Origin of the sequence: Candidatus Alistipes pullistercoris, from assembly GCF_027665465.1 — a bacterium.
In the GTDB taxonomy this organism is placed as follows: Bacteria; Bacteroidota; Bacteroidia; order Bacteroidales; family Rikenellaceae; genus Alistipes_A; species Alistipes_A hominis.
The window spans coordinates 133319-153256 of sequence record NZ_JAQDED010000001.1; the positions used below are offsets into that span (position 1 = coordinate 133319).

Sequence of the window (19938 nt, forward strand, 5' to 3'; positions counted from 1 at the left end):
ATTCTGATAAATCTACGGATTATTCCTTTTTACCATTTGTTTTTTCGATAATCTCCTTGGCAAGGTTCGCAGGAACCTCTTCGAAATGAGAGAACTCCATCGAAGAAGTAGCGCGTCCCGACGAGATCGTACGCAGCACCGTAACGTAGCCGAACATCTCCGACAACGGCACCTTGGCATCCACCACGCGGGCGTTGCCGCGCGATTCCATGCCGGCGATCTGTCCGCGGCGTTTGTTCAGGTCGCCGATAATGTCGCCCATGTTTTCTTCGGGAGTCACCACTTCGACCTTCATGATCGGTTCGAGGATTACCGGAGAAGCTTTACGGGCAGCCTCGCGGAAACCGTTGCGGGCACAAATTTCAAAAGAGAGCGCATCGGAATCGACCGGGTGGAACGAACCGTCGATCAGCGTGATCTTCATGCTGTCGAGCGCGAAGCCTGCCAACGGGCCGTTGGACATGGCCGATTCGAACCCTTTCTGGATCGACGGGATGTATTCCTTCGGAATATTACCGCCCTTCACGACATCGACGAATTCGAGTCCCATCTTGCCTTCTTCGGCAGGGCCGATTTCGAAGATGATGTCGGCGAACTTACCGCGACCGCCGGTCTGCTTCTTGAACACTTCGCGGTGCTGAACTTTCGATTTCAGCGACTCCTTGTAGTTCACCTGCGGAGCGCCCTGACTGATTTCGACGCCAAACTCACGCTTCAAACGGTCCACGATGATCTCCAAGTGGAGTTCGCCCATCCCGCTGATGACGGTCTGTCCGCTATCTTCGTCGGTCTTCACCGTAAAGGTCGGGTCTTCCTCGGACAGTTTGCCGAGCGCGATACCGAGCTTATCGAGGTCTTTCTGCGTTTTCGGTTCGATGGCCAGACCGATCACCGGTTCGGGGAAAGTCATCGATTCGAGCACGATCGGATGCTGTTCGTCGCACAACGTATCGCCGGTGCGGATATCCTTGAAACCGACCGCGGCGCAGATATCGCCGGCTCCGATCACTTCCATCGGATTCTGCTTATTGGCATGCATCTGGTAGATACGGCTGATACGTTCCTTTTTCGAAGAACGGCTGTTGTGCACGTAAGAACCGGCTTCCATCTTTCCGGAATAAACGCGGACGAATGCCAGACGGCCCACGAACGGGTCGGTAGCGATTTTGAACGCCAGACCGCAGAACGGATCGGATTCAACCGGTTTGCGACTGGTTTCCTCTCCGGTGCGCGGATCGGTGCCGATAACGGCTTCGATATCCACCGGCGACGGCAGGAATGCCATCACGTAGTCGAGCAGCAATTGCACCCCTTTATTTTTAAAGGACGAACCGCAGAGCATCGGCACGACCGTCATCGAGATCGTAGCCTTGCGGATCGCGGCGATCAACTCGTCAGACGTGATCGAATCGGGATCCTCGAAGAACTTCTCCATCAAGGCGTCGTCTACCGACGCGACCTCTTCGATCAGCTTAGCGCGCCATTCGGCGGCTTCGGCCTTCATGTTTTCGGGAATCTCCTCGTAAGTATAGTTTACCAGATCGGCCTTTTTCGAATCGTCGTAAATAATAGCCCTATTATATATAAGGTCTATCAAACCGGCGAATTTGTCTTCGGCCCCGATCGGCAGAACGACCGGCAACGCATTGGCTCCGAGACGCTCCTTGACCTGAGCGCAAACGTTCAGGAAATCGGCGCCGGTACGGTCCATTTTATTTACGTAACCGATACGCGGCACGCGGTACTTGTCGGCCTGACGCCATACGGTTTCGGACTGGGGTTCCACGCCGCCCACGGCGCAGAACGTGGCCACCGCACCGTCCAGCACGCGCAGCGAACGTTCCACCTCGGCGGTGAAGTCCACGTGACCCGGGGTGTCGATGATATTGATCTGATAGGTCTTATCTTTGTACTGCCAAAAAGCGGTCGTCGCAGCAGAAGTGATGGTAATACCACGTTCCTGCTCCTGAACCATCCAGTCCATCGTAGCGGCACCTTCGTGCACCTCGCCGATTTTATGGGTTTTTCCCGTGTAGAAAAGGATACGTTCCGAAGTAGTCGTTTTACCGGCATCGATGTGAGCCATGATCCCGATATTTCTCGTATATGTTAAATCCCTTGCCATATAATTACCCTCGCTTCACAAATTAAAATCTGAAATGGGCAAAAGCCTTGTTGGCTTCGGCCATTCTGTGCATCTCTTCTTTCCGCTTGAAGGCAGCGCCTTCTTCGTTGTACGCAGCTTGAATTTCAGCAGCCATTTTTTCCGCCATCGATCGACCTGCGCGTTTTTTAGAGTAAAGGATAAGGTTCCGCATTGCTATTGAAACTTTACGCTCGGGTCTCACTTCCGTCGGTACCTGGAAGGTTGCTCCGCCCACGCGACGCGACTTCACCTCCACCTGGGGAGTGATGTTCTCGAGGGCTTTTTTCCAGATATCAAGGGGAGCCTTGTCCGCATCCTTCATCTTCTCACCCACGATCTCTATGGCATCATAGAAAATCGTATAGGCAATACTCTTCTTACCATCCAGCATAAGGTTGTTTACAAACCTTGTCACAAGTCCGTCTCCGAATTTGGGATCTGGAAGTAGAATTCGCTTTTTAGGCTTCGCTTTTCTCATTGTTTAAAAAGTCTTTGTGTTTGATTTAATGGTTACTTTTTCTTTGCGGGCGCTGCTGCTCCTGCTTTCGGCCTTTTGGCCCCGTACTTCGAACGGCGTTGCTTGCGACCGTCCACGCCTGCGGCGTCCATCGCTCCGCGCACCAAGTGATAACGAACACCCGGCAGGTCTTTCACACGGCCACCGCGAACGAGCACGATCGAGTGCTCCTGCAGGTTGTGACCTTCGCCCGGGATGTAGGCATTCACCTCTTTCCCGTTGGTCAATCTCACACGGGCTACTTTTCGCATAGCCGAGTTCGGCTTCTTGGGAGTGGTCGTGTAAACACGAACACATACGCCACGACGTTGCGGACATGCATCCAACGCGGGAGCTTTACTTTTAAAGCTCGGCGTCAACCTTCCCTTACGTACTAACTGTTGAATAGTTGGCATTTTACTTACTTTTTCCTTTACTTTGTTTGGTTAAAAATCTGTTCCATTCACACAAAACGGAGTGCAAAGATACCAATAATTTTCGAAACCGCAATATTTATCGATCTTTTTTCACTGATAATCCGTGTTTTTCAGGCTTTTTCATGCCGTTCAACACATTAGTGACTATCATTTATTTTTATGATTTCAACAACATAATAAACAAAATAAATACACAAACACGCAAACAACTGTTCAACAAAACATTAATACATTACAAATCACCTCTAAATATTTCTGAAACTTATTTTTTGTAATCTGCCGTTTTGTCGTAATTTTGCTCGGTATCAACCGGGAAATCATGGTGTCCGGCCGGCTCGAATCGAACCGGCCGGATACCCCGGCGGAGAAACGTTTAAATTTGAAATCCGTGGGAACAACCGCTATTTTCCGCCTGGAAGCGCGATGCGACGATCCGGCCGGCGAACGAATGAATCTGCACCTGAGCCTCGCTTCTTACGACTCCGAAGAGCGTCAAATCGCCGTCGAGCATACGGACGCGAGCCCGATCCGCAAAGAAACGACCTACAGCGTCCAAACTTCCGATCCGGCGGCGTCCGTCGCAGCATCCGTCTATGCCGTGCCGACGGCCGACCCGCCGTCCGACATCGTCGCCGACACTCCTCCGTTCAAACTATCGTTCCGCATCCTGCGCGGACAGGAGGTAATCGACGCGCAGCAAATACAGGTCAACCGCTGGGGAGGCACGCAGCGAATCGGAATGATTTACAAATAACCGTCGTCCGCCGAAACGCCGGAGAAAACCCGTCGGAATATTTTCGGAATATGGATCGCCGCCCTACCAAACGGGCGGCCCGGTATGTTTTTTCGATGATTCTGCCGCATACGGATTCAGCCGATGCCGGGCGACTTCGACTGAGAACAAGGATCGCGCGACGGGCCGGTTCTGCGCAAACGGCCCGGCCGCTAAAACGACGCGACGATTTCCAGCGTAAACTTGTCGTGCAACAATTTGTTGACGGCGAAATCGGACGGCCGCTCTTTCAGAAGGTATTTTTCGTAATTCAGCCGCACCTCGGAACGCACCAGTTTTGTCGAGAATCCGAGGTTGATCCCGGCCGTAATCCGGTTCGCATCGAAAAGCTCGCGCCGTCGGGTATCGCTATTCAGGTAATCGACCCCGTTGCCGAGATCCCAGCGCACGACCGGCAACAGGTAGCGGGCAAACGACCTTTCGGGCAGATCGAACCGATAGAACCCCTGCACGAGAGCCACGGCCATCACCTCCGACGAACTACCGGTTCCGAGATAGCGACGCGCGTACTCCCCCTCGATCCGGAACTTTCCGCGGACATAACGCAATTCGAAACCGGCCATCCGCATCTTTTGCTCGAAATTTTCCGTTACGTTTTCGCCATCGCGTTCTACAACCCGCGTATGCTGCGGAGCGTAACCGTCGTAATAAGCAACCGCCCCCTGCAGTCCCTCGCTGCCGCCGAGCTCCGCGCGACCGATCACGTTCACGTGTTTCCCCCACACGGGATTGTTGATTCCCGAACCGTTGAAAACGCCGGCGAGCAATTTCAGCGGCAGTTTCGATGCGAAACGGTATGAGAAAAACGCGCCCAGATCGCGCGAACCGAGCGTCCGGACGTAGTCGACGGTTTTCCCGCCGGATAGTTCGCTGCCGTAATAACTCGTCAAGTATTTCGACAGGAAAGAACGGTTCGCGAACAGATTCGTGGACGGCCCCCGATCCATATCGGTGCTGAAATGGTACTGCTGCTGCCCGAGTTCGGCCGTAAAACCTCCGGACTGGTAACCGGCATAAGCATCCAGCAACGATATTTTCCCTTCGTTACCGAAATCCATCTGAAGGCGGTAATTCATTTTCGGCGAAACGTTCCCCCGAACGCCCAGCCGGGCGTTGCGTACGCTGAACCGGTACTCCCCGCCGTTCAGATCGACCTCCATCTTCGCTTTGATCGTTCCGTCCAGTTTCGGCACGTACGAAACCGGCTCCGCCTTTTTCCCGGCCGCAACCGTGTCCGACTGAGCAAAGGCGACGCCTGAAGACAGCACAAAAAGCGAAATCAACACAAACTTCATTTTCATTTATCATTCTTTTTAACGGCCCGGCAGACGGTCGAATCCCGCAACGGCCACAATCCGGCACAAAAATACCATTAAATCGGAAAACGGAAACTTTCGCCCGCGCGCAATTCTGATCTTAACAAAAAATTAATTCGTCTGTTTTTAAAATATAATAATTATATTTGCAGATATTCAATTCATTCAGACCGTCATGATCACGAAAACAGCGCTCGAAAACATCGTCTCCAAACAACGTAAAATGCTCGCGAACGTTTCGCCCGGACATCCGCGCGAAATCGAGGAGTCCATTCCCTACCTAACCGACCGTATGCTGCTGATCGGGGGCGTGCGCGGATGCGGATGCAGCGCGTTGCTGCACCGGATGCTGAACAACGACTATCCCGAAGCGTGGTACACCGACTTCGACGACCCGCGGCTCGGAGGTTTCGACGCGGGCGATTTCACGAAGCTCGATCGGCTGCTGGAAGAGTCGGGCAAAGGCATCGCCCTGTTCAACCGGATCGACCTGGCGGCCGGATGGATCGAATTCTGCGACCGAAAAATCCGCCAGGGGATCAAGATTGTCTCCACCGTTTCGCTGGAAACCCTCCTGCGGCTCGCAAAAGCCGAGCGTCCGGACGGGACAGGCGCCGTCCCGGATATTTTCTCGCTCCGCCGACTCGACCTCTTTTCGTACAACGAATTTCTCAGCTTCACGCATAAACCGGCCGGCGAACAGGCCGTCAACGAATTTCTGTCGCGGGGAGCTTTTCCCGGACTCATCAAAACGGGACACACCGAAGCGCTCCATCAACTCTACACGGAAATCCTCTGCAAGGACGCCGTCATCGCGGGAGGCATCCGCGACCGGAACACCCTGCAACGGATGGCATTGCACCTAATCACCAACACCGGAGAACCCGTCACCGCCAACAAACTGCGCGAAAAACTGAAAATAAAGGCCGTGAGCACGGCCGCAGAGCACATGCAATGCATCGAAACGGCCGGACTCGTACGCTTCGTTTCGATCCTCAGCGACAACCCGGCGCGCCAGGCGGTCAATCCGCGCAAGGTCTATGCGGTCGACACGGCGCTGGCCGCAGCCGTATCGACCGCCGAAACCGTCGACCGGAACAAACTGTTCGAAACGATGCTATTCAACCACCTGTGCCGGGAGAGCCGGTCGGTATGCTATACGAACGAACAGGGCGGATGCGATTTTATCGCGTCCGATGCGGAAGGGGGTGTCCGCTGCATCCAGGCCTGCTACGACGACGACCCCGACCTGATGCAGACCAAAACCGACGGATTGCTATGGGCGCTACGGCAAACCGGGTCGAGCCGAGGCACGATCGTTACGGCCGACCGGAACGACCGCATCGATGCCGAAAATTTCGAAATCGAAGTAATCGACGCCGACACTTTCCTCGGCGGATACTGACGCCGTCAGATGCAAACGCAGCTTTCTAGTCTTTGATTTTTTTGAAACGGCCGATCACGTCGATGTCGGTCAGTTCTTTGGACAACATCAAGATCGTCTCTTCGGGCACCCGCCGCAGGTCGAGCAGCATCAGGGCGTCGAGCGAGTCGCAGAACTCGTGATCCGTATTGAATCCGAGCACACTGCTGTTCAGTTGCAAGTATTTGCGAATCAACACAGGGATCGAAAACGCATTCCGTTCGATATCGCAGATTATCTTATTGATCAGTTCGATCGGACGCACCTCCGCGATCAGCGACTCGTCGATCCGAGCCGGAACGACGATTCCCGTCCGGGGCCTGATGTAAGAGGCCTTCTTCCGATCCAAGTAGAAACGACTGACATACGCGGCGATAATCAGCTTGGACGTATGCTGGAAACCTCCCGAAACGGTCACCGGCCCCATCAGATAGCGATACTGTTCATTCTGTAGCAGAACGTGGAGAATCCCCTTCCATAACAGCATCAGCGACGCCGGTTTCCGCTGGTATTCGCGCGCGATGAACGAACGACCGAGCTCGATGGTGCGGCTCATCACCTCTCCCATCGGGGGCGACATCCGGAAAAGCGTATGGGTATAGAAACCTTTCAATCCGTAGTTCCGCATGATCTCGTCGCCCAATCCCAAACGGTAGGCTCCGACCAGCCGCAGCGCCTCGTTGTCCCAGATGAACAACTGCCGGTAATAGCGGTCGAAACGGTCGGTATCGATCTCGTTCTTGGTGCCTTCGCCGATCTCGCGGAACGTCCGTTCGCGCAACGTGGCGATCATCAGCATCATGTTCGGGATTTGCTGCGGCGGAGCGCAATAAACCTCATAACCGCCCGAAACGAACAGCCGATAATGTCCCCGCAGGCTTTCCAACTCGCTGCAAAGCAATTTCACGTCGACGTCCCCGCGAACCTCATCGGGCACCTTCCGCGCCGCACGGCGCTCGGCCCGGCGGGGACGCCGTCTACCGGACGGCTTCAGGTACTCGACCGAAGCGCGCAGGTAACTGTTATAAGCCGTTTTGGAAAGATCCTCGGTCTTTTTGGGCAGGATCGGCGAAGCGATGCGCAACGGCACCGAACAGCCCGCTTTGTTGACCAACTCGCGCGGTAGCAACAACGTCCGCAGCATCGGATGCACCTTCCCGGCCAGCCGGAACGTCCGGCTGTTGGAAGCTTCGATATAAACGGGAACGACCGGCACCTGCGCCTTCCGGATAAACTTTAGCACCGACTCGGGCCACGGCCGGTCCTTAACGTCCCGGAACCCGCGCTGCCAAGTCGCCACTTCGCCGGCCGGGAAGATCACCAGCAGTCCGCCGCCGGAGAGATGCTGCAACGACTCGCGGATTCCAGACACGTTACCGCCGGACTTCGCGTCGAACGGATCGACGTCGATAAAGAACCGTTTCAGGGGGCCGATCCGGCTCAGCAGGAAATTCCCCATGAACTTCACGTCGGGACGCGCTTTCGAAAGCAGGTCGATCAGGATCATCCCGTCCAGCGCACCGGTCGGATGGTTTGCGATCACGATCGCCGGACCCGACGCCGGAATATTCTTGAGATCGGACGGAGCGACGTCGTACGAGACGCCCAGATTATGCAACAACCCTTCCGGATAAGGCCCCTCGTAGGAAAATGCGCTTTCGTACAGTCGATTGATTTTCTTCAGGGCGGCCACCTTCATAATCAGACGGGCTTGCAGGCGGGCGATCCATCCCCTCCGTCCAAAATAGAGGTCACTGGGCTGTATAAGTTCCATAATCGGGCGATAAAATAGCTCTGCCGGCTCCGGAATTTTTTCACAAAAAGTTCCGGCCGTTTTACAAATGTAGAATAAATTTTGATACTTTTAATTTTCGAAACCACAAATTAACCGCATGGCCGACTCGAAACGCATTGCCGAACTGAAAGAAAAAGTAGCCCTGCTGCCGGAATCCCCGGGCATTTATCAATTCCTCGGGGCCGACGGCCGCGTGATTTACGTAGGCAAGGCGAAAAACCTCAAACGCCGCGTCTATTCCTATTTTACGTCGAAAGCCAACGAGAGCGCCAAAGTGCGCGTGATGGTCTCGCGGATCGCCGACCTGAGGCACACGGTCGTGGCAACCGAGAACGAGGCTTTCCTGCTCGAAAACAGCATGATCAAAAGTCTTCAGCCGCGGTACAATATCCTGCTGAAGGACGACAAGACCTATCCGTGGATCGTGATCCGCAACGAACCGTTTCCGCGCGTACAGTCCACCCGGCGGCGCGAGCGCGACGGTTCTCGCTATTTCGGGCCGTACGCTTCGGTCTATATCCAGAAAACGGTGCTCGACCTGGTGCGCAGCATCCACAGCCTGCGCACGTGTTCGCTGAATCTCTCCCCGGAAGCGATCGCCAAAGGCAAATACAGCGTCTGCCTGGAATACCACATCGGCAACTGTAAGGGACCTTGCGTCGGTCTGCAAAGCGAAACCGAATACCGCGAAGGGATCGAACTGGTAACGTCGCTGCTGCGCGGCGACACCCGGGAGACGACCGAATACCTGCGCGCGAAAATGGTCGGCGCGGCAGCCGAAATGCGGTTCGAAGAGGCCGCCGTCTATAAAAAACGGATCGAAGCCCTCGCCGCCTATCAGAGCAAATCGGTAGTCGTCAGCAACACGCTGACCAACCTGGACGTCTTCTCGCTGGTCGTCGACGACGATGCGGCCTACTGCAATTTCATGCGGATCGCCGACGGAGCCGTCGTCAATTCGTTCACGGTCGAACTGAAACCGGGGCTGGAAGACCGGCCGCAGGACATCCTGACCTACGCGATCAGCCGGATCGCCGAACAACTGCCGGGCGGACGGTTGTCGCGCGAAGCGATCGTCCCGCTGCTGCCGGCGCAGGAACTATTCGAAGGAGTAACGTTCACCGTGCCGCAGCGCGGCGACAAGCTGCATCTACTGGAACTCTCGGAGCGCAACAGCCGCCTGTACCGGCTCGAAAAACTCAAGCAGATCGAAATCAAAGATCCCGAACGGCACACGAACCGCATCCTGGCCGCCCTGCAAAAAGAGCTCCACCTGAGCGTCCCGCCGCGGCACATCGAATGCTTCGACAACTCGAACCTACAGGGAACCAATCCGGTGGCTTCGTGCGTCGTATTCCGCGACGCAAAACCGGCGCGCAAGGAGTACCGCCATTTCAACATCAAGACCGTCGTTGGAGCCAACGACTTCGCCTCGATGGAAGAGGTGATCGGACGCCGTTACCGCAGGTTGCTCGACGAAGACGCCGAACTGCCGCAACTGATCGTCGTGGACGGAGGCAAGGGGCAGCTCCGCTTCGCCTACGAAACCCTGCTGCGGCTCGGGATCGCCGACCGGGTCGCCATCGTCGGACTGGCCAAACGGATCGAAGAGGTCTATTTCCCGCACGACTCCACCCCTTACTATCTCGACCGCAACAGCGAAGCGTTGAAAGTGCTGATGCACATACGCGACGAAGCGCACCGTTTCGGCATCACCTTCCACCGCAAGAAGCGTTCGCTCGCCTTTATCAAAAGCGAACTGGAAAGCATCCCGACCCTCGGCAACCGTTCGGTAGAGAAACTGCTGCAACGCTTCCGCACGCTGTCCCGAATCCGGACGGCTTCCGAAACCGAACTATCGGAACTGATCGGTCGGCAACGCGCCGCCGAAGTGATCCGCTATTTCCGGGAAGTGCCGGCGGACGGCACGAAAGAGGGGAAATAACCGGCGTACGAACGGGCCTGAAAATTTGTGAATCCGGGAAAAAAAAGACACCTTTGCAAAGTCGGTCCGAGAAAACGGCCGGAAACGGGCGCACCATGCATATCAGCGTTCCATACGCGGTTCCCGACCCACTGTGAACGGAAAGGCACGATTTTTTCACGAAACCTCAACTGTACCTAAAACCGAATCATCCATGAAAAGCGTCATCGGAATGGGCAATGCCCTGACAGACATCCTGATCAACCTGAAAAACGACGAAATACTCGATACCTTCAAGTTACCGCGGGGCAGCATGAACCTGGTCGACAGCGAACTGCAACGACAGATCGACGCATCGGTCGCCGACGCGCCCCACACGCTTTCGCTCGGCGGATCGGCTTCGAATACGATCCGCGCACTGGCCCGGATGGGCGCTTCGACAGGCTACATCGGCAAAGTCGGACGCGACGAAACGGGCGACTTTTTCGAACGGACGCTGAACGAACTACAAATCGCCCCGACCGTTTTCCGCGGCGACGAACCGTCGGGACGCTGCGTATCGTTGGTCTCCCCCGACGGCGAACGCACGATGTGCACCTACCTCGGCGCAGCGCTCGAAATGCGCCATACCGAACTTACGCCCGAAATTTTCGACGGTTACGAATACTTCTACATCGAAGGCTACCTGGTGCAGGATCACGAATTGATCTCGAACGCCGTACGCATCGCCAAAGAGCGCGGACTGCAAGTCGCCCTCGATCTGGCGAGTTTCAACATCGTCGAAGAAAACCTCGGCTTCCTGCACGACCTGGTCGACCGACACGTCGATATCCTGTTTGCGAACGAGCAGGAAGCGGCCGCTTTCACAGGAGAAAAAAACCCGCTGGAAGCGCTCGACAAGATCGCCCGTAAATGCTCGATCGCAGTCGTGAAGGTCGGTACGCGCGGCGCTTACGTCAAATACCGCGGCCGGGTGGATCACATAGGGATCATGGGGAATGCCCGCCGGGTCGACAGCACCGGGGCAGGCGATTTTTACGCCGCCGGATTCCTGTTCGGATTGTGCCGGGGATTGTCGATGGAACAGTGCGGCACGATCGGCTCCATCGCCGCCGGAAAGGTGATCGAAGTCGTCGGAACCACGTTCGATGAAAAAGTATGGGAAGAAATCCGCCGGATGGTCGGCGACGTGGAAACCGGAAACTACATCCTGTAATGCACCCGAATCGTCCAATCCGTTAAACATACCGCGTGGAATGGCTGCTTAATCTGGGATACGTCGGCCTGTTCGCCGGCTCGTTCATCGCCGCGACGGTCGTTCCGTTCAGTTCCGACGTGCTGCTGCTGGGTATGCTGGCCGCAGGCGGAAACGTATGGTTGTGCGTGCTGGTCGCCACGCTCGGCAACTGGCTCGGCGGACTGACTTCGTACTGGCTCGGATGGCTCGGCAAATGGGAATGGATCGAGCGCTACATGGGCGTCAAGCACGAAACCCTCGTCAAACACAAAAGCAAAATAGACCGCTTCGGCTCGCTGCTGGCCCTGTTGACCTGGTTGCCGGTCGTAGGCGACGTATTCGCGATCGCTCTCGGATTTTACAAGGTGGATTTCAAGAAAGCGGCCGTCCTGATGCTGATCGGCAAAGGAGCCCGCTTCGTTTGCTGGGCCCTGCTGTTCATCTGGGGCAAACAATATTTCTGACCGGCCGCCGGCTATCGCTGCGACAGATCCAGCGTCAGGCTGCCGTCCGCATCCGGCATAAGCAGAAACGTATCCGCAGCCTCTTCCTCCCCGACGGTTCCGGCCGTACATTGCGCCCGGTAATCGAGATCGCCGATACGGGCCCGAACGCACTGCGGTTCGATCGCGGTAAAAGGCAACGCCTTCTCCGGGGCCGTCGTCAGCACGAAACGATACTCTTTTCCGGCGTTTTCGGTCAACCGGATACGGATCGCCCGCTCATCGAAAACCATCCGGCACGAACCTCCTGCGAGGATCGGAGTCGTCACGGTCAGTTCGCCGGGCGCGGTCTCCCCGGCCGCCGGCATCCCCACCGGAACCGGCCGCCAACTACCGTCGGCCATCTTTTCCACCAACCGCAGGCCGGCCGTCTCCGTCGTCGAACTCCAATTGAAACCGTCTACCAGAGGCAGGGTCGTATACAGGCACTGCGTCGAAGTGCCCGGCTGCGTCAGGTAAGCCGACGGCAGCCGTTCATCGAAAAGATGGATGTCGCGGAAACGCAGCGTACTATCCTCCCACACGACATTGGCCCGGTAAAAACGGCTGTCGTACCACACCGTTTTGCGGCCGGCCGGCTTGCTGTCCTTCATCGCCACGATGCAGGTCGCCGGAGTCTCCGCGAAACGCTCCTTGAACCATCGCCCCGATTCGGACAACGTCTGTACGGTCAGGGCTCCCGCCCGAGACAGCGAATCCGCCACTGCGACCTGGTATTCCAGTCCGCGCCGCATCCGAGGCCAGGTAAACGAATTCTCCTGTCCGACCTGCGCATACTGGAAAGCCAGGCACGGCCCGTCGGTCAGCATGTCGAAAAACCAATCGATCCAAACCGGGTTGCCGCCCCCTTCGGTATAGGCGGGCTCCAGCGTCTCGACTCCCTGGGCCGGAAGCCCGAGCCCGCTATCGTACTGGTTGATCGGATCGCTGCCGAGCATCCGGAACACCGGGACGCCGATCTGCTCTTGCGGAGTCTGCGCCGGCATGTAGGCATTTTTACGGCTCGGGTAATAAGCCTGGTTCCAGTAACCGCCCCACAGCGTGTAACCGTCCGTTCCCACCTGATCGCGGCAATTGCACGAAGCGACGATCCGGTAACGATCGGCCATGTACTGCAACGTATGCGCGTCGATGAACCACGATCCGACCGCCGTCGGATAGGCCCCGAAAATCTTTTTGAATTCGGCCATGTAGACGTCGACCAATTTTTCGCGCTCTTCGGGAGTATATCCCGTCGAAAAACCTACGTTCGCGTGCCAGTCCCACGGATAGGCCCCGCGCCACGTCATGCCGGCCGCTTCGACGTGAGGTTGGGTGATCTCCCACCAGCCGCCTACTTCGGAACCCTCTTTCAACGCCCTGCGCATCAGTTCCTGATAACGCGGATTGAGCAGCGCGTCGTACTGCAACAAGAAAGTCCCGCGCAAGCGGTGTTTTTCCAGCAGTTCGACCTGCCGGAGCGTTGTCAGGAAAAGATCCTCGTCCGAAATATTCACCGGACGCGGCTCGGTCTGGCGAACGAAATTAATAATATTCACGATGCGGGGCGCCGGTTCTTCCGCCCGCTCCCGACAGGCGACCAAACACTGGGTCAGACCGAGAACGGCCAGCCCTTCCACGACTCCCCAAACCAAAATCCGTTTTACATTCATATTCTTAAACAGTAACAAATTATGAGTCAGAACGATCCAGTCCGACGTTTTTTCAGCAACCCGTCGACCCGGGCCCCGAACCTGCGGATCTCCTCGGCCGAAGGCGGGCGAAAAGCAGGCCCGCAAGCAGGCAGGCCCAGTTTTTCAAGCTTCGAAATCCCGAGCCGGTGATAAGCCACGTACTCCACCTTCACACCATCCAGCCCGTCCAGCAAATCGGCCAGAGCTCCGGCATGAGCGGCGTTATCGTGCAATTCGGGAATAAAAATCGAACGCAGCAGCACGTTCCCGCCCGCCCGGTGCACCGCCCGCAGGTTATCCAGCATCGCCGCGAGCGGCAAACCGGTATATTTTTCATACAGTTCCCCGTCGAGCGACTTGACGTCCCACAACCACAAATCGGTCATCGGCTGCGCCCTGAGAAAATCGGAGAGCCGGCCTTGTCCGGAAGTCTCGATTGCCGTATGGATACCCTCCCGGCGCAATGCTTCCAGCAAAGCGGCGGTAAACTGGAACTGCGCCATCGGTTCGCCGCCGGAGAGGGTGACTCCCCCGCCCGAATGCCGGAAGTAAGAAACGTCGCCGCGCACCTCTTCCATCACCTGCCCGACCGTCATATCCCGGCCGACCCGTTCGATGGCCCCGGTCGGACAGGCGTCGGCACAACGCGAACATCCCCCGCACCGCTCGCGTCGAAGCGCCGCATCCCGCAGCGTTCGGCGCGCATCGCGGTAAGGACACGCTTCGTCGCATACTCCGCACCCGATACAGCGCGTACGGTAGAACAGCAATTCGTCCGCCGCACGCTGCGATTCGGGATTGTGGCACCAGGCGCAACGCAACGGACACCCTTTCAGAAACACCGTGGTACGTACCCCCGGTCCGTCGTGGGTACAAAAACGTTGTATGTCGAAAACACGCCCCGTCATCCGACCGCCGCTATTTCCCGACCGTCAACCATCGTCCCGACAGTTCGGGCGTAACGTCCAGCATCAATTTCCCGTCGGCCGTTTCGGACGGCACCGTTTTTTTCCCGAGCCGTACGGTCGCTTTTTTCGCCGTCACCGGAACCGGCAGCGCAATCCGCCCCTGTCCCGAAACACAGATCCGGTAAACCGGAGAATCCTCGGCCTCGGGAGCAAAAACCACCTGATCGAAAGGTTTTTCTCCAAAAACATACTGCACGCCGTCGAGCGTGATCCCCCGGCAGTCGCGGCCGACGAAAGCGATCAGACGGCCATCGGCGCCGGTACGGAACGCGACCGACATCTTTCCTTCGTAAGAAACCCGATGCCCGTTCACCGCCGCATCGTTCAGTTCGATCCGGTCGGACGGCAGCGGATTCGCGGCCAGCGCTTCGGCATCCTCCTGCTGGTTGCGCGAGAATCCGCCGGGCCAGCTTTCGCGGTGAGTCCGATAATGCTTCACGATTACGGTCGTCGTATTCGGGAACGCCGTGACGAAATAGTCGCTCGTCCGCGACACGACCGACGGATTGTCATTCACCCCGCCGAATTTCCCGCTGGACGGATAAGCCCCGACCGCATGCAGGATCTCGAACAGCGTCCGGGTCTCGTAACCGAGACTGGCCGACTGGTCGTCGCGCGGACGAAAACCGAAATAGCTCGCCGATCCTTTCTGCGTCTTCCGGATCGTGCCCACGATCCGCCCGTCGGCCCGAGCGACTACTTCGCACCCCGCTCCCGCTTCGACCGGATAGATCCGGTCGACCAGAAAATCAGTCAAAACGGTTTGTCGCGGCACCGCGGCGAAACTGCCGCAGAAAGCGACCTCTTTGCCGGCAGCGATCTCGCCCATATATTGGTCATGCCGGTAGGTAGCGCCGAACAATTTTTGCCACTGCGCAGCGCAGTTCTCCCCGGCCGTGTTGATCAGGGGCGGAGCGCTGAACCACACCACCCGGCCGCCGCTTTCGACGAATCGTTCCATCATCTCCAGCAGTCCCTTCTCCGGAAGGGGCTCGAAGACGGCCACCAGCGTACCGTATTTCTTGTCGCCCACCTGAATCCGCCCGTCGGGCAGTATTTTCCCCATCTCCAACAGCTTGTCGGCCGTCAGGTAATTGGCATACCCGTACTGGGCCATCCAGCTGCCGAAACGCGGCTCGACGGCCACCAGATTCATCGGATAGAGGATCAGTACGTCCACGTCGCGGTGCACATGCCCGGAGATCAGGTCGATCGGCGCCGTTGCCTGCGCGCCGAACGCGCTGTTGATAGCCATCTTCCATTCCCACACCCTGTCGGGCATTCCCCAGGCGGCGGCATAAGCGTTCGGGTACTTGTTGATCACGCCGATCGACGCGGCCATCGCCGCCCCGTAATAATTCCGGTCGCCCCAGCCGCCCTCGGCAAAGTCGTTTCCGGTCGGTTGCAGGTACTCGCTCCACTTGAAATAGTCGTAACAGGCCGCCGAAGCCTGGTGCACCGTGTTTCCCCACACGAAATTGGATGTATATTCGTACTGATTCGGATTCGAAGGCTGCTTTTCGGTATTCCACAGGTCGATGGTCGGGCTCTGCGCCCACGAAGCGTGCGCCGCTGTGCGGAGTTCCCGTCCGAACAGTCCCTCGGCATAGCTCTTCGCATCGCAGAACAGATCGACCACGCCGTTATTCAACATTCTGTAATAACGATCGCGCAGCAGGAAAGTCCGGTGGATATCCTCGGGCGACGGCCCCATCACATACTGTACGTTCACCACCGCATTCGCGGTAGGTTCGAAATAGGGCGCCCCGTAAGCGAAATAGAGCATATACCGGTCGTCGAACGGCTGCCCGAATTTTTCGGCATAGGCATCGGCCATGCTTTGCGTAAGGTAGCGTTCGGCAAACTGACCGCCCTCGTGGTGACCGAAATACCCCCAGTCCTGCTGGATATGCATTTCATCGGAATAGAGCGCCGTCAGGTTGACGCCCTTATCCTTATACTTTTTCATCAGCCTTTTCAGGAAAGCGGAAGCGTCCGCGTTGAAATAATCCATCTCCTGGGTTTCGTATTCCAACACCACCATCACCCGGTTATAACCCGGCAACTGCGGCCGGTCGCAGTAAACCCGCAGCAAACGCGTATCCATCGCCGCTCCCGTAACCTCGTCGCCCAGCGTGTCGGTCGCCTCGTACTTCACCTGCTCCACCGGGACGATATCCGCCGGAACGACCGCCCGGAACGGACTGCCCCCCAGCGGCGTTTCGCGGAACGCGTAAGCCTTGACGCCGGTCAGCTTCACCGGAGACTTTCCCTTATTGTTCGTCCAGGCGAGCTGCTGCCAGACCGGAAGACTGAACTTTCCGGTCTGCGGATCGCGGAACCCGACTTTGTAAGCCACCCAGCGGCCGCCGTGCCCGGTCTGTTTCTTATAAGCCGACCCCAGTTCGAGCGGGCTGAGCAGACTCAGGCAGATCCCCATGTCGTATTTGGCGGCAAAATCGCTGATCACTTTGATCTTATCGACATACTCGTCCATATCGGGAGTCAGTTTCCTTTCGGAACCGGTATCCTTGCGATATTGTCTGAAAAATTCGTCGAATGCCACGATCAGCTCCTTGCAGCCGCGTTTTTTCCCCTCTTCGCAGATTTCGCGCAGACTCTGCACGCGCGGATTGAACCCGAGCGAAATATCGATTTTTTTATCGGGATCCGTCAGATCGGTCAGTTGCCGGTCGCTGGTCAGAATGACCTCGGTAGATTGCGCCCCTGCCGGAAGCGGACGGAACAGCAAAGCGAGCGAGCAGATACCCAGTATGCCCAAAAAGCGTAAAACGTTTATCATAATTCGAAATTTAGGTCGGACAGGAATAAAGGTTTTATCAAAGATAAGAATTTATTCGCAATACGGGACAAATCCGACACCATTCATACAATAATAAGGTATAAAAATCGTTCGAAAAGAAATATTTTTATATTGTCGGAATTTTTCTTATTTTTCAAAATAAATCTCCGCTCGAAGCAAAACCGAAACCGACAAAACGCGACACAGCACGGTATATCCCCGTTTTTCATTCCGGACCCAGACAAAAAAATTATCGGGCTCCCGGCCGCAGACAACTGAGCGCACAATTATTTGATAAAATAATTATTATGTATTGCATAATATTAATTTTATTATATATATTTGCAGTGCAAACTTCCTTTGCAGCCGACAGAATCGCCGTCAGTACAAACCGGAATACCGGAACCGACCCCGTTCATCCGTCTGCGGAGCAACCTCGAACCGACAAACTTTTTCCGACGACATGGCAAGCCTGATTAGACTGGAGAACATCAACAAAACGTATAACAACGGCTCCCCGTTGCACGTATTGAAAGGAATCGACCTGGAGATCAAGCGTGGCGAGCTGGTTTCGATCATGGGAGCCTCCGGCTCAGGCAAGTCGACCCTGCTGAACATTCTGGGCATCCTCGACGATTACGACACGGGCAGTTACTACCTGAACGGCACGCTGATCAAAAATCCGAGCGAAACGAAAGCGGCCGAATACCGGAACCGGATGATCGGATTCATCTTCCAGTCCTTCAACCTGATCAATTACAAAAATGCAATGGAAAACGTCGCGCTGCCGCTCTATTACCAAGGGGTGTCGCGTAAAAAACGGAATGCCATAGCGCTCGACTACCTCGAATCGCTGGGGCTGCGCGACTGGGCCGACCACATGCCGAACGAAATGTCCGGCGGACAGAAACAACGCGTCGCGATCGCCCGCGCGCTGATTACCGGGCCCGAGATCATCCTCGCCGACGAACCGACCGGCGCCCTGGACAGCAAAACGTCCCAGGAAGTGATGGATCTGCTGCGCAAGGTAAACGACACCGGAATGACGATCATCCTGGTCACCCACGAACAGGGCGTCGCCGACCAAACCGATAAAATCATCCACATCAAAGACGGGCTGATCGGCTCGGTAACCGACCTGAAACGATGAGGGAGCAACTGCAGGAAATCGCCTCGACAATCAGCCGCAACAAGCTACGGACATTCCTAACGGGATTTTCGGTGGCATGGGGCATTTTCATGCTGATCGTGCTGCTCGGATCGGGCAACGGGCTGCGCAACGCCATGCAGGATTCGTTCGGCGACCTGGCCGTCAATTCGATGCAGGTCTACGGCGGACGCACCTCGATGCCCTACAAAGGTTTCCAGAGCGGGCGAAACATTACCCCGAACCTGGACGACATCCAGGTTCTGACCAACGAATTTCCGGATCAAATCGACCAGATCGCCGCCAGCGTTTACCACTGGGGAGCCAACCTGGCTTACGGCCGGGAGTACAACACGGCAAACCTGTACGGCGTCACGCCCAAATTTCCCGAAATCAAAGGCGTCCGCGTCACGGCGGGCCGATTCATCAACGAAACGGACATCAAGGAGCGGCGGAAGGTGGTCGTTCTGGACGACATGACCTCGAAAACCCTGTTCAAAGGGGCCGACCCGATCGGTAAAGTCATTCAGATCGACAAAATGGGATACACGGTCGTGGGTCTGTACAAAGGGAACAACTACTCATACACGCCGAGGATTTACAGCCCGATCAGCACGGTATTCCAAATCTACATGGCCAACAAACGGGACGTGGGGGATCTGTCGTTCACCGTCAAGGACATCCGGACGGACGAACAGAGCAAGGACTTCAAAGACCGGCTTTTCGCCCGCCTGGGAGCGGCGCATACCTTTTCGCCGGACGACAAAAGCGCCATGTACATCTGGGACGTCATGGAGAACTACAAACAGGGGCAGATGATCTTCAACGGTATCGCGCTGTTCATCTGGATCATCGGGATCGGCACGCTGATCGCCGGCATCGTAGGCGTCAGCAACATCATGCTGGTGACCGTCCGCGAGCGAACGTTCGAATTCGGCATCCGCAAGGCGATGGGAGCCAAGCCCTCGTCGCTGGTCAAGCTGGTGCTGATCGAATCGGTGCTGATTACCGCCGCATTCGGCTATATCGGCATGATCGGCGGGGTCGGCATCATGGAACTGGTCAACTTTTTCATGGAACGGGCGGCGGCGAACGCCCCGCAGGACAGCTTCGAAATGTTCAAGAATCCGACCCTCGACCTGTCGGTGACTCTAAGCGCCACGCTGGTACTGATCGTCGCCGGAATGATCGCCGGCTACGTGCCGGCCCGCCGGGCGGCCCGGATCAAGACGATCGACGCGATGCGACACAATAAATAACGAAACCGAGACGAAACG

At 56.5% G+C, this 19938-nt stretch carries 15 protein-coding genes; 7 read left to right on the forward strand and 8 right to left on the reverse strand.

Annotated elements, in window-relative coordinates; all coding sequences use genetic code 11:
* Nucleotides 1-19: 19 nt before the first annotated feature.
* The 3 genes from fusA to rpsL are packed head-to-tail and all read right to left on the reverse strand — an operon-like array spanning nucleotide 20 to nucleotide 3058.
* A complete protein-coding gene (gene fusA / locus PGR91_RS00680; protein WP_101571507.1) occupies nucleotides 20-2125 on the reverse strand; it encodes an elongation factor G in 2106 nt (701 codons plus the stop codon).
* Nucleotides 2126-2147: 22 nt separating this feature from the next.
* Nucleotides 2148-2624, reverse strand: a complete 477-nt coding sequence (gene rpsG / locus PGR91_RS00685) for a 30S ribosomal protein S7 (protein WP_055202344.1) — start codon at nucleotides 2622-2624, stop codon at nucleotides 2148-2150.
* Nucleotides 2625-2656: 32 nt separating this feature from the next.
* The gene (gene rpsL, locus PGR91_RS00690; RefSeq protein WP_055202346.1) at nucleotides 2657-3058 is read right to left on the reverse strand and encodes a 30S ribosomal protein S12; all 402 of its coding nucleotides are present in this window, start codon (nucleotides 3056-3058) and stop codon (nucleotides 2657-2659) included.
* Nucleotides 3059-3467: 409 nt separating this feature from the next.
* Here rpsL and PGR91_RS00695 point away from each other — a divergent pair, with 409 nt between their 5' ends.
* On the forward strand, nucleotides 3468-3833 hold the full coding sequence (locus PGR91_RS00695) for a hypothetical protein (RefSeq protein ID WP_145996510.1): 366 nt from the start codon (nucleotides 3468-3470) through the stop codon (nucleotides 3831-3833).
* 191 nt (nucleotides 3834-4024) lie between these two features.
* Here PGR91_RS00695 and PGR91_RS00700 read toward each other — a convergent pair whose 3' ends face one another.
* A complete protein-coding gene (locus PGR91_RS00700; RefSeq protein WP_101571511.1) occupies nucleotides 4025-5173 on the reverse strand; it encodes a porin in 1149 nt (382 codons plus the stop codon).
* A gap of 190 nt (nucleotides 5174-5363) precedes the next feature.
* Between PGR91_RS00700 and PGR91_RS00705 the strand changes: the two genes are divergently transcribed.
* Nucleotides 5364-6593, forward strand: coding sequence for an ATP-binding protein (locus tag PGR91_RS00705; protein WP_118655335.1), 1230 nt, complete (start codon nucleotides 5364-5366; stop codon nucleotides 6591-6593).
* A gap of 25 nt (nucleotides 6594-6618) precedes the next feature.
* Here PGR91_RS00705 and PGR91_RS00710 read toward each other — a convergent pair whose 3' ends face one another.
* Nucleotides 6619-8385, reverse strand: coding sequence for a lysophospholipid acyltransferase family protein (locus tag PGR91_RS00710; protein ID WP_118655337.1), 1767 nt, complete (start codon nucleotides 8383-8385; stop codon nucleotides 6619-6621).
* Nucleotides 8386-8503: 118 nt separating this feature from the next.
* On the opposite strand from PGR91_RS00710, the gene uvrC reads away from it, so the two are divergent.
* From uvrC to PGR91_RS00725, 3 genes are all read left to right on the forward strand, one after another.
* Nucleotides 8504-10351 carry an excinuclease ABC subunit UvrC gene (uvrC, locus tag PGR91_RS00715; RefSeq protein ID WP_118655339.1) on the forward strand — a complete coding sequence of 616 codons (1848 nt, stop codon included), beginning with the start codon at nucleotides 8504-8506 and terminating at the stop codon, nucleotides 10349-10351.
* Between the two features lie 193 nt (nucleotides 10352-10544).
* Nucleotides 10545-11546, forward strand: a complete 1002-nt coding sequence (locus PGR91_RS00720) for an adenosine kinase (protein ID WP_118655340.1) — start codon at nucleotides 10545-10547, stop codon at nucleotides 11544-11546.
* Nucleotides 11547-11581: 35 nt separating this feature from the next.
* Complete coding sequence (locus tag PGR91_RS00725; protein ID WP_055202359.1) at nucleotides 11582-12031, forward strand: YqaA family protein; 450 nt, start codon at nucleotides 11582-11584, stop codon at nucleotides 12029-12031.
* Nucleotides 12032-12042: 11 nt separating this feature from the next.
* Here PGR91_RS00725 and PGR91_RS00730 read toward each other — a convergent pair whose 3' ends face one another.
* From PGR91_RS00730 to PGR91_RS00740, 3 genes are read right to left on the reverse strand one after another with little or no spacing between them, the layout of a single operon-like run.
* The gene (locus PGR91_RS00730; RefSeq protein ID WP_118655342.1) at nucleotides 12043-13722 is read right to left on the reverse strand and encodes a hypothetical protein; all 1680 of its coding nucleotides are present in this window, start codon (nucleotides 13720-13722) and stop codon (nucleotides 12043-12045) included.
* Between the two features lie 26 nt (nucleotides 13723-13748).
* Entirely contained in the window at nucleotides 13749-14651 is a 903-nt protein-coding gene (locus PGR91_RS00735) for a glycyl-radical enzyme activating protein (RefSeq protein WP_118655344.1), read from the reverse strand.
* A 10-nt stretch (nucleotides 14652-14661) separates the two neighbouring features.
* Nucleotides 14662-17514 (reverse strand): hypothetical protein, encoded by a 2853-nt coding sequence (locus tag PGR91_RS00740; RefSeq protein WP_182424188.1) that lies wholly within the window; start codon nucleotides 17512-17514, stop codon nucleotides 14662-14664.
* 472 nt (nucleotides 17515-17986) lie between these two features.
* On the opposite strand from PGR91_RS00740, the gene PGR91_RS00745 reads away from it, so the two are divergent.
* Nucleotides 17987-18664 carry an ABC transporter ATP-binding protein gene (locus PGR91_RS00745; protein ID WP_055203491.1) on the forward strand — a complete coding sequence of 226 codons (678 nt, stop codon included), beginning with the start codon at nucleotides 17987-17989 and terminating at the stop codon, nucleotides 18662-18664.
* A complete protein-coding gene (locus PGR91_RS00750) occupies nucleotides 18661-19920 on the forward strand; it encodes an ABC transporter permease (RefSeq protein ID WP_118655346.1) in 1260 nt (419 codons plus the stop codon). The genes PGR91_RS00745 and PGR91_RS00750 overlap by 4 nt, the downstream gene beginning before the upstream one ends.
* The last annotated feature ends 18 nt before the right edge of the window (nucleotides 19921-19938 follow it).

Coding starts and splice junctions, on each gene's coding strand:
- fusA (WP_101571507.1), bottom strand. CDS start 2,125: ATGGCAAGGGATTTAACATATACGAGAAATATCGGGATCATGGCTCAC.
- rpsG (WP_055202344.1), bottom strand. CDS start 2,624: ATGAGAAAAGCGAAGCCTAAAAAGCGAATTCTACTTCCAGATCCCAAA.
- rpsL (WP_055202346.1), bottom strand. CDS start 3,058: ATGCCAACTATTCAACAGTTAGTACGTAAGGGAAGGTTGACGCCGAGC.
- PGR91_RS00700 (WP_101571511.1), bottom strand. CDS start 5,173: ATGAAAATGAAGTTTGTGTTGATTTCGCTTTTTGTGCTGTCTTCAGGC.
- PGR91_RS00705 (WP_118655335.1), top strand. CDS start 5,364: ATGATCACGAAAACAGCGCTCGAAAACATCGTCTCCAAACAACGTAAA.
- PGR91_RS00710 (WP_118655337.1), bottom strand. CDS start 8,385: ATGGAACTTATACAGCCCAGTGACCTCTATTTTGGACGGAGGGGATGG.
- uvrC (WP_118655339.1), top strand. CDS start 8,504: ATGGCCGACTCGAAACGCATTGCCGAACTGAAAGAAAAAGTAGCCCTG.
- PGR91_RS00720 (WP_118655340.1), top strand. CDS start 10,545: ATGAAAAGCGTCATCGGAATGGGCAATGCCCTGACAGACATCCTGATC.
- PGR91_RS00730 (WP_118655342.1), bottom strand. CDS start 13,722: ATGAATGTAAAACGGATTTTGGTTTGGGGAGTCGTGGAAGGGCTGGCC.
- PGR91_RS00735 (WP_118655344.1), bottom strand. CDS start 14,651: ATGACGGGGCGTGTTTTCGACATACAACGTTTTTGTACCCACGACGGA.
- PGR91_RS00740 (WP_182424188.1), bottom strand. CDS start 17,514: ATGATAAACGTTTTACGCTTTTTGGGCATACTGGGTATCTGCTCGCTC.
- PGR91_RS00750 (WP_118655346.1), top strand. CDS start 18,661: ATGAGGGAGCAACTGCAGGAAATCGCCTCGACAATCAGCCGCAACAAG.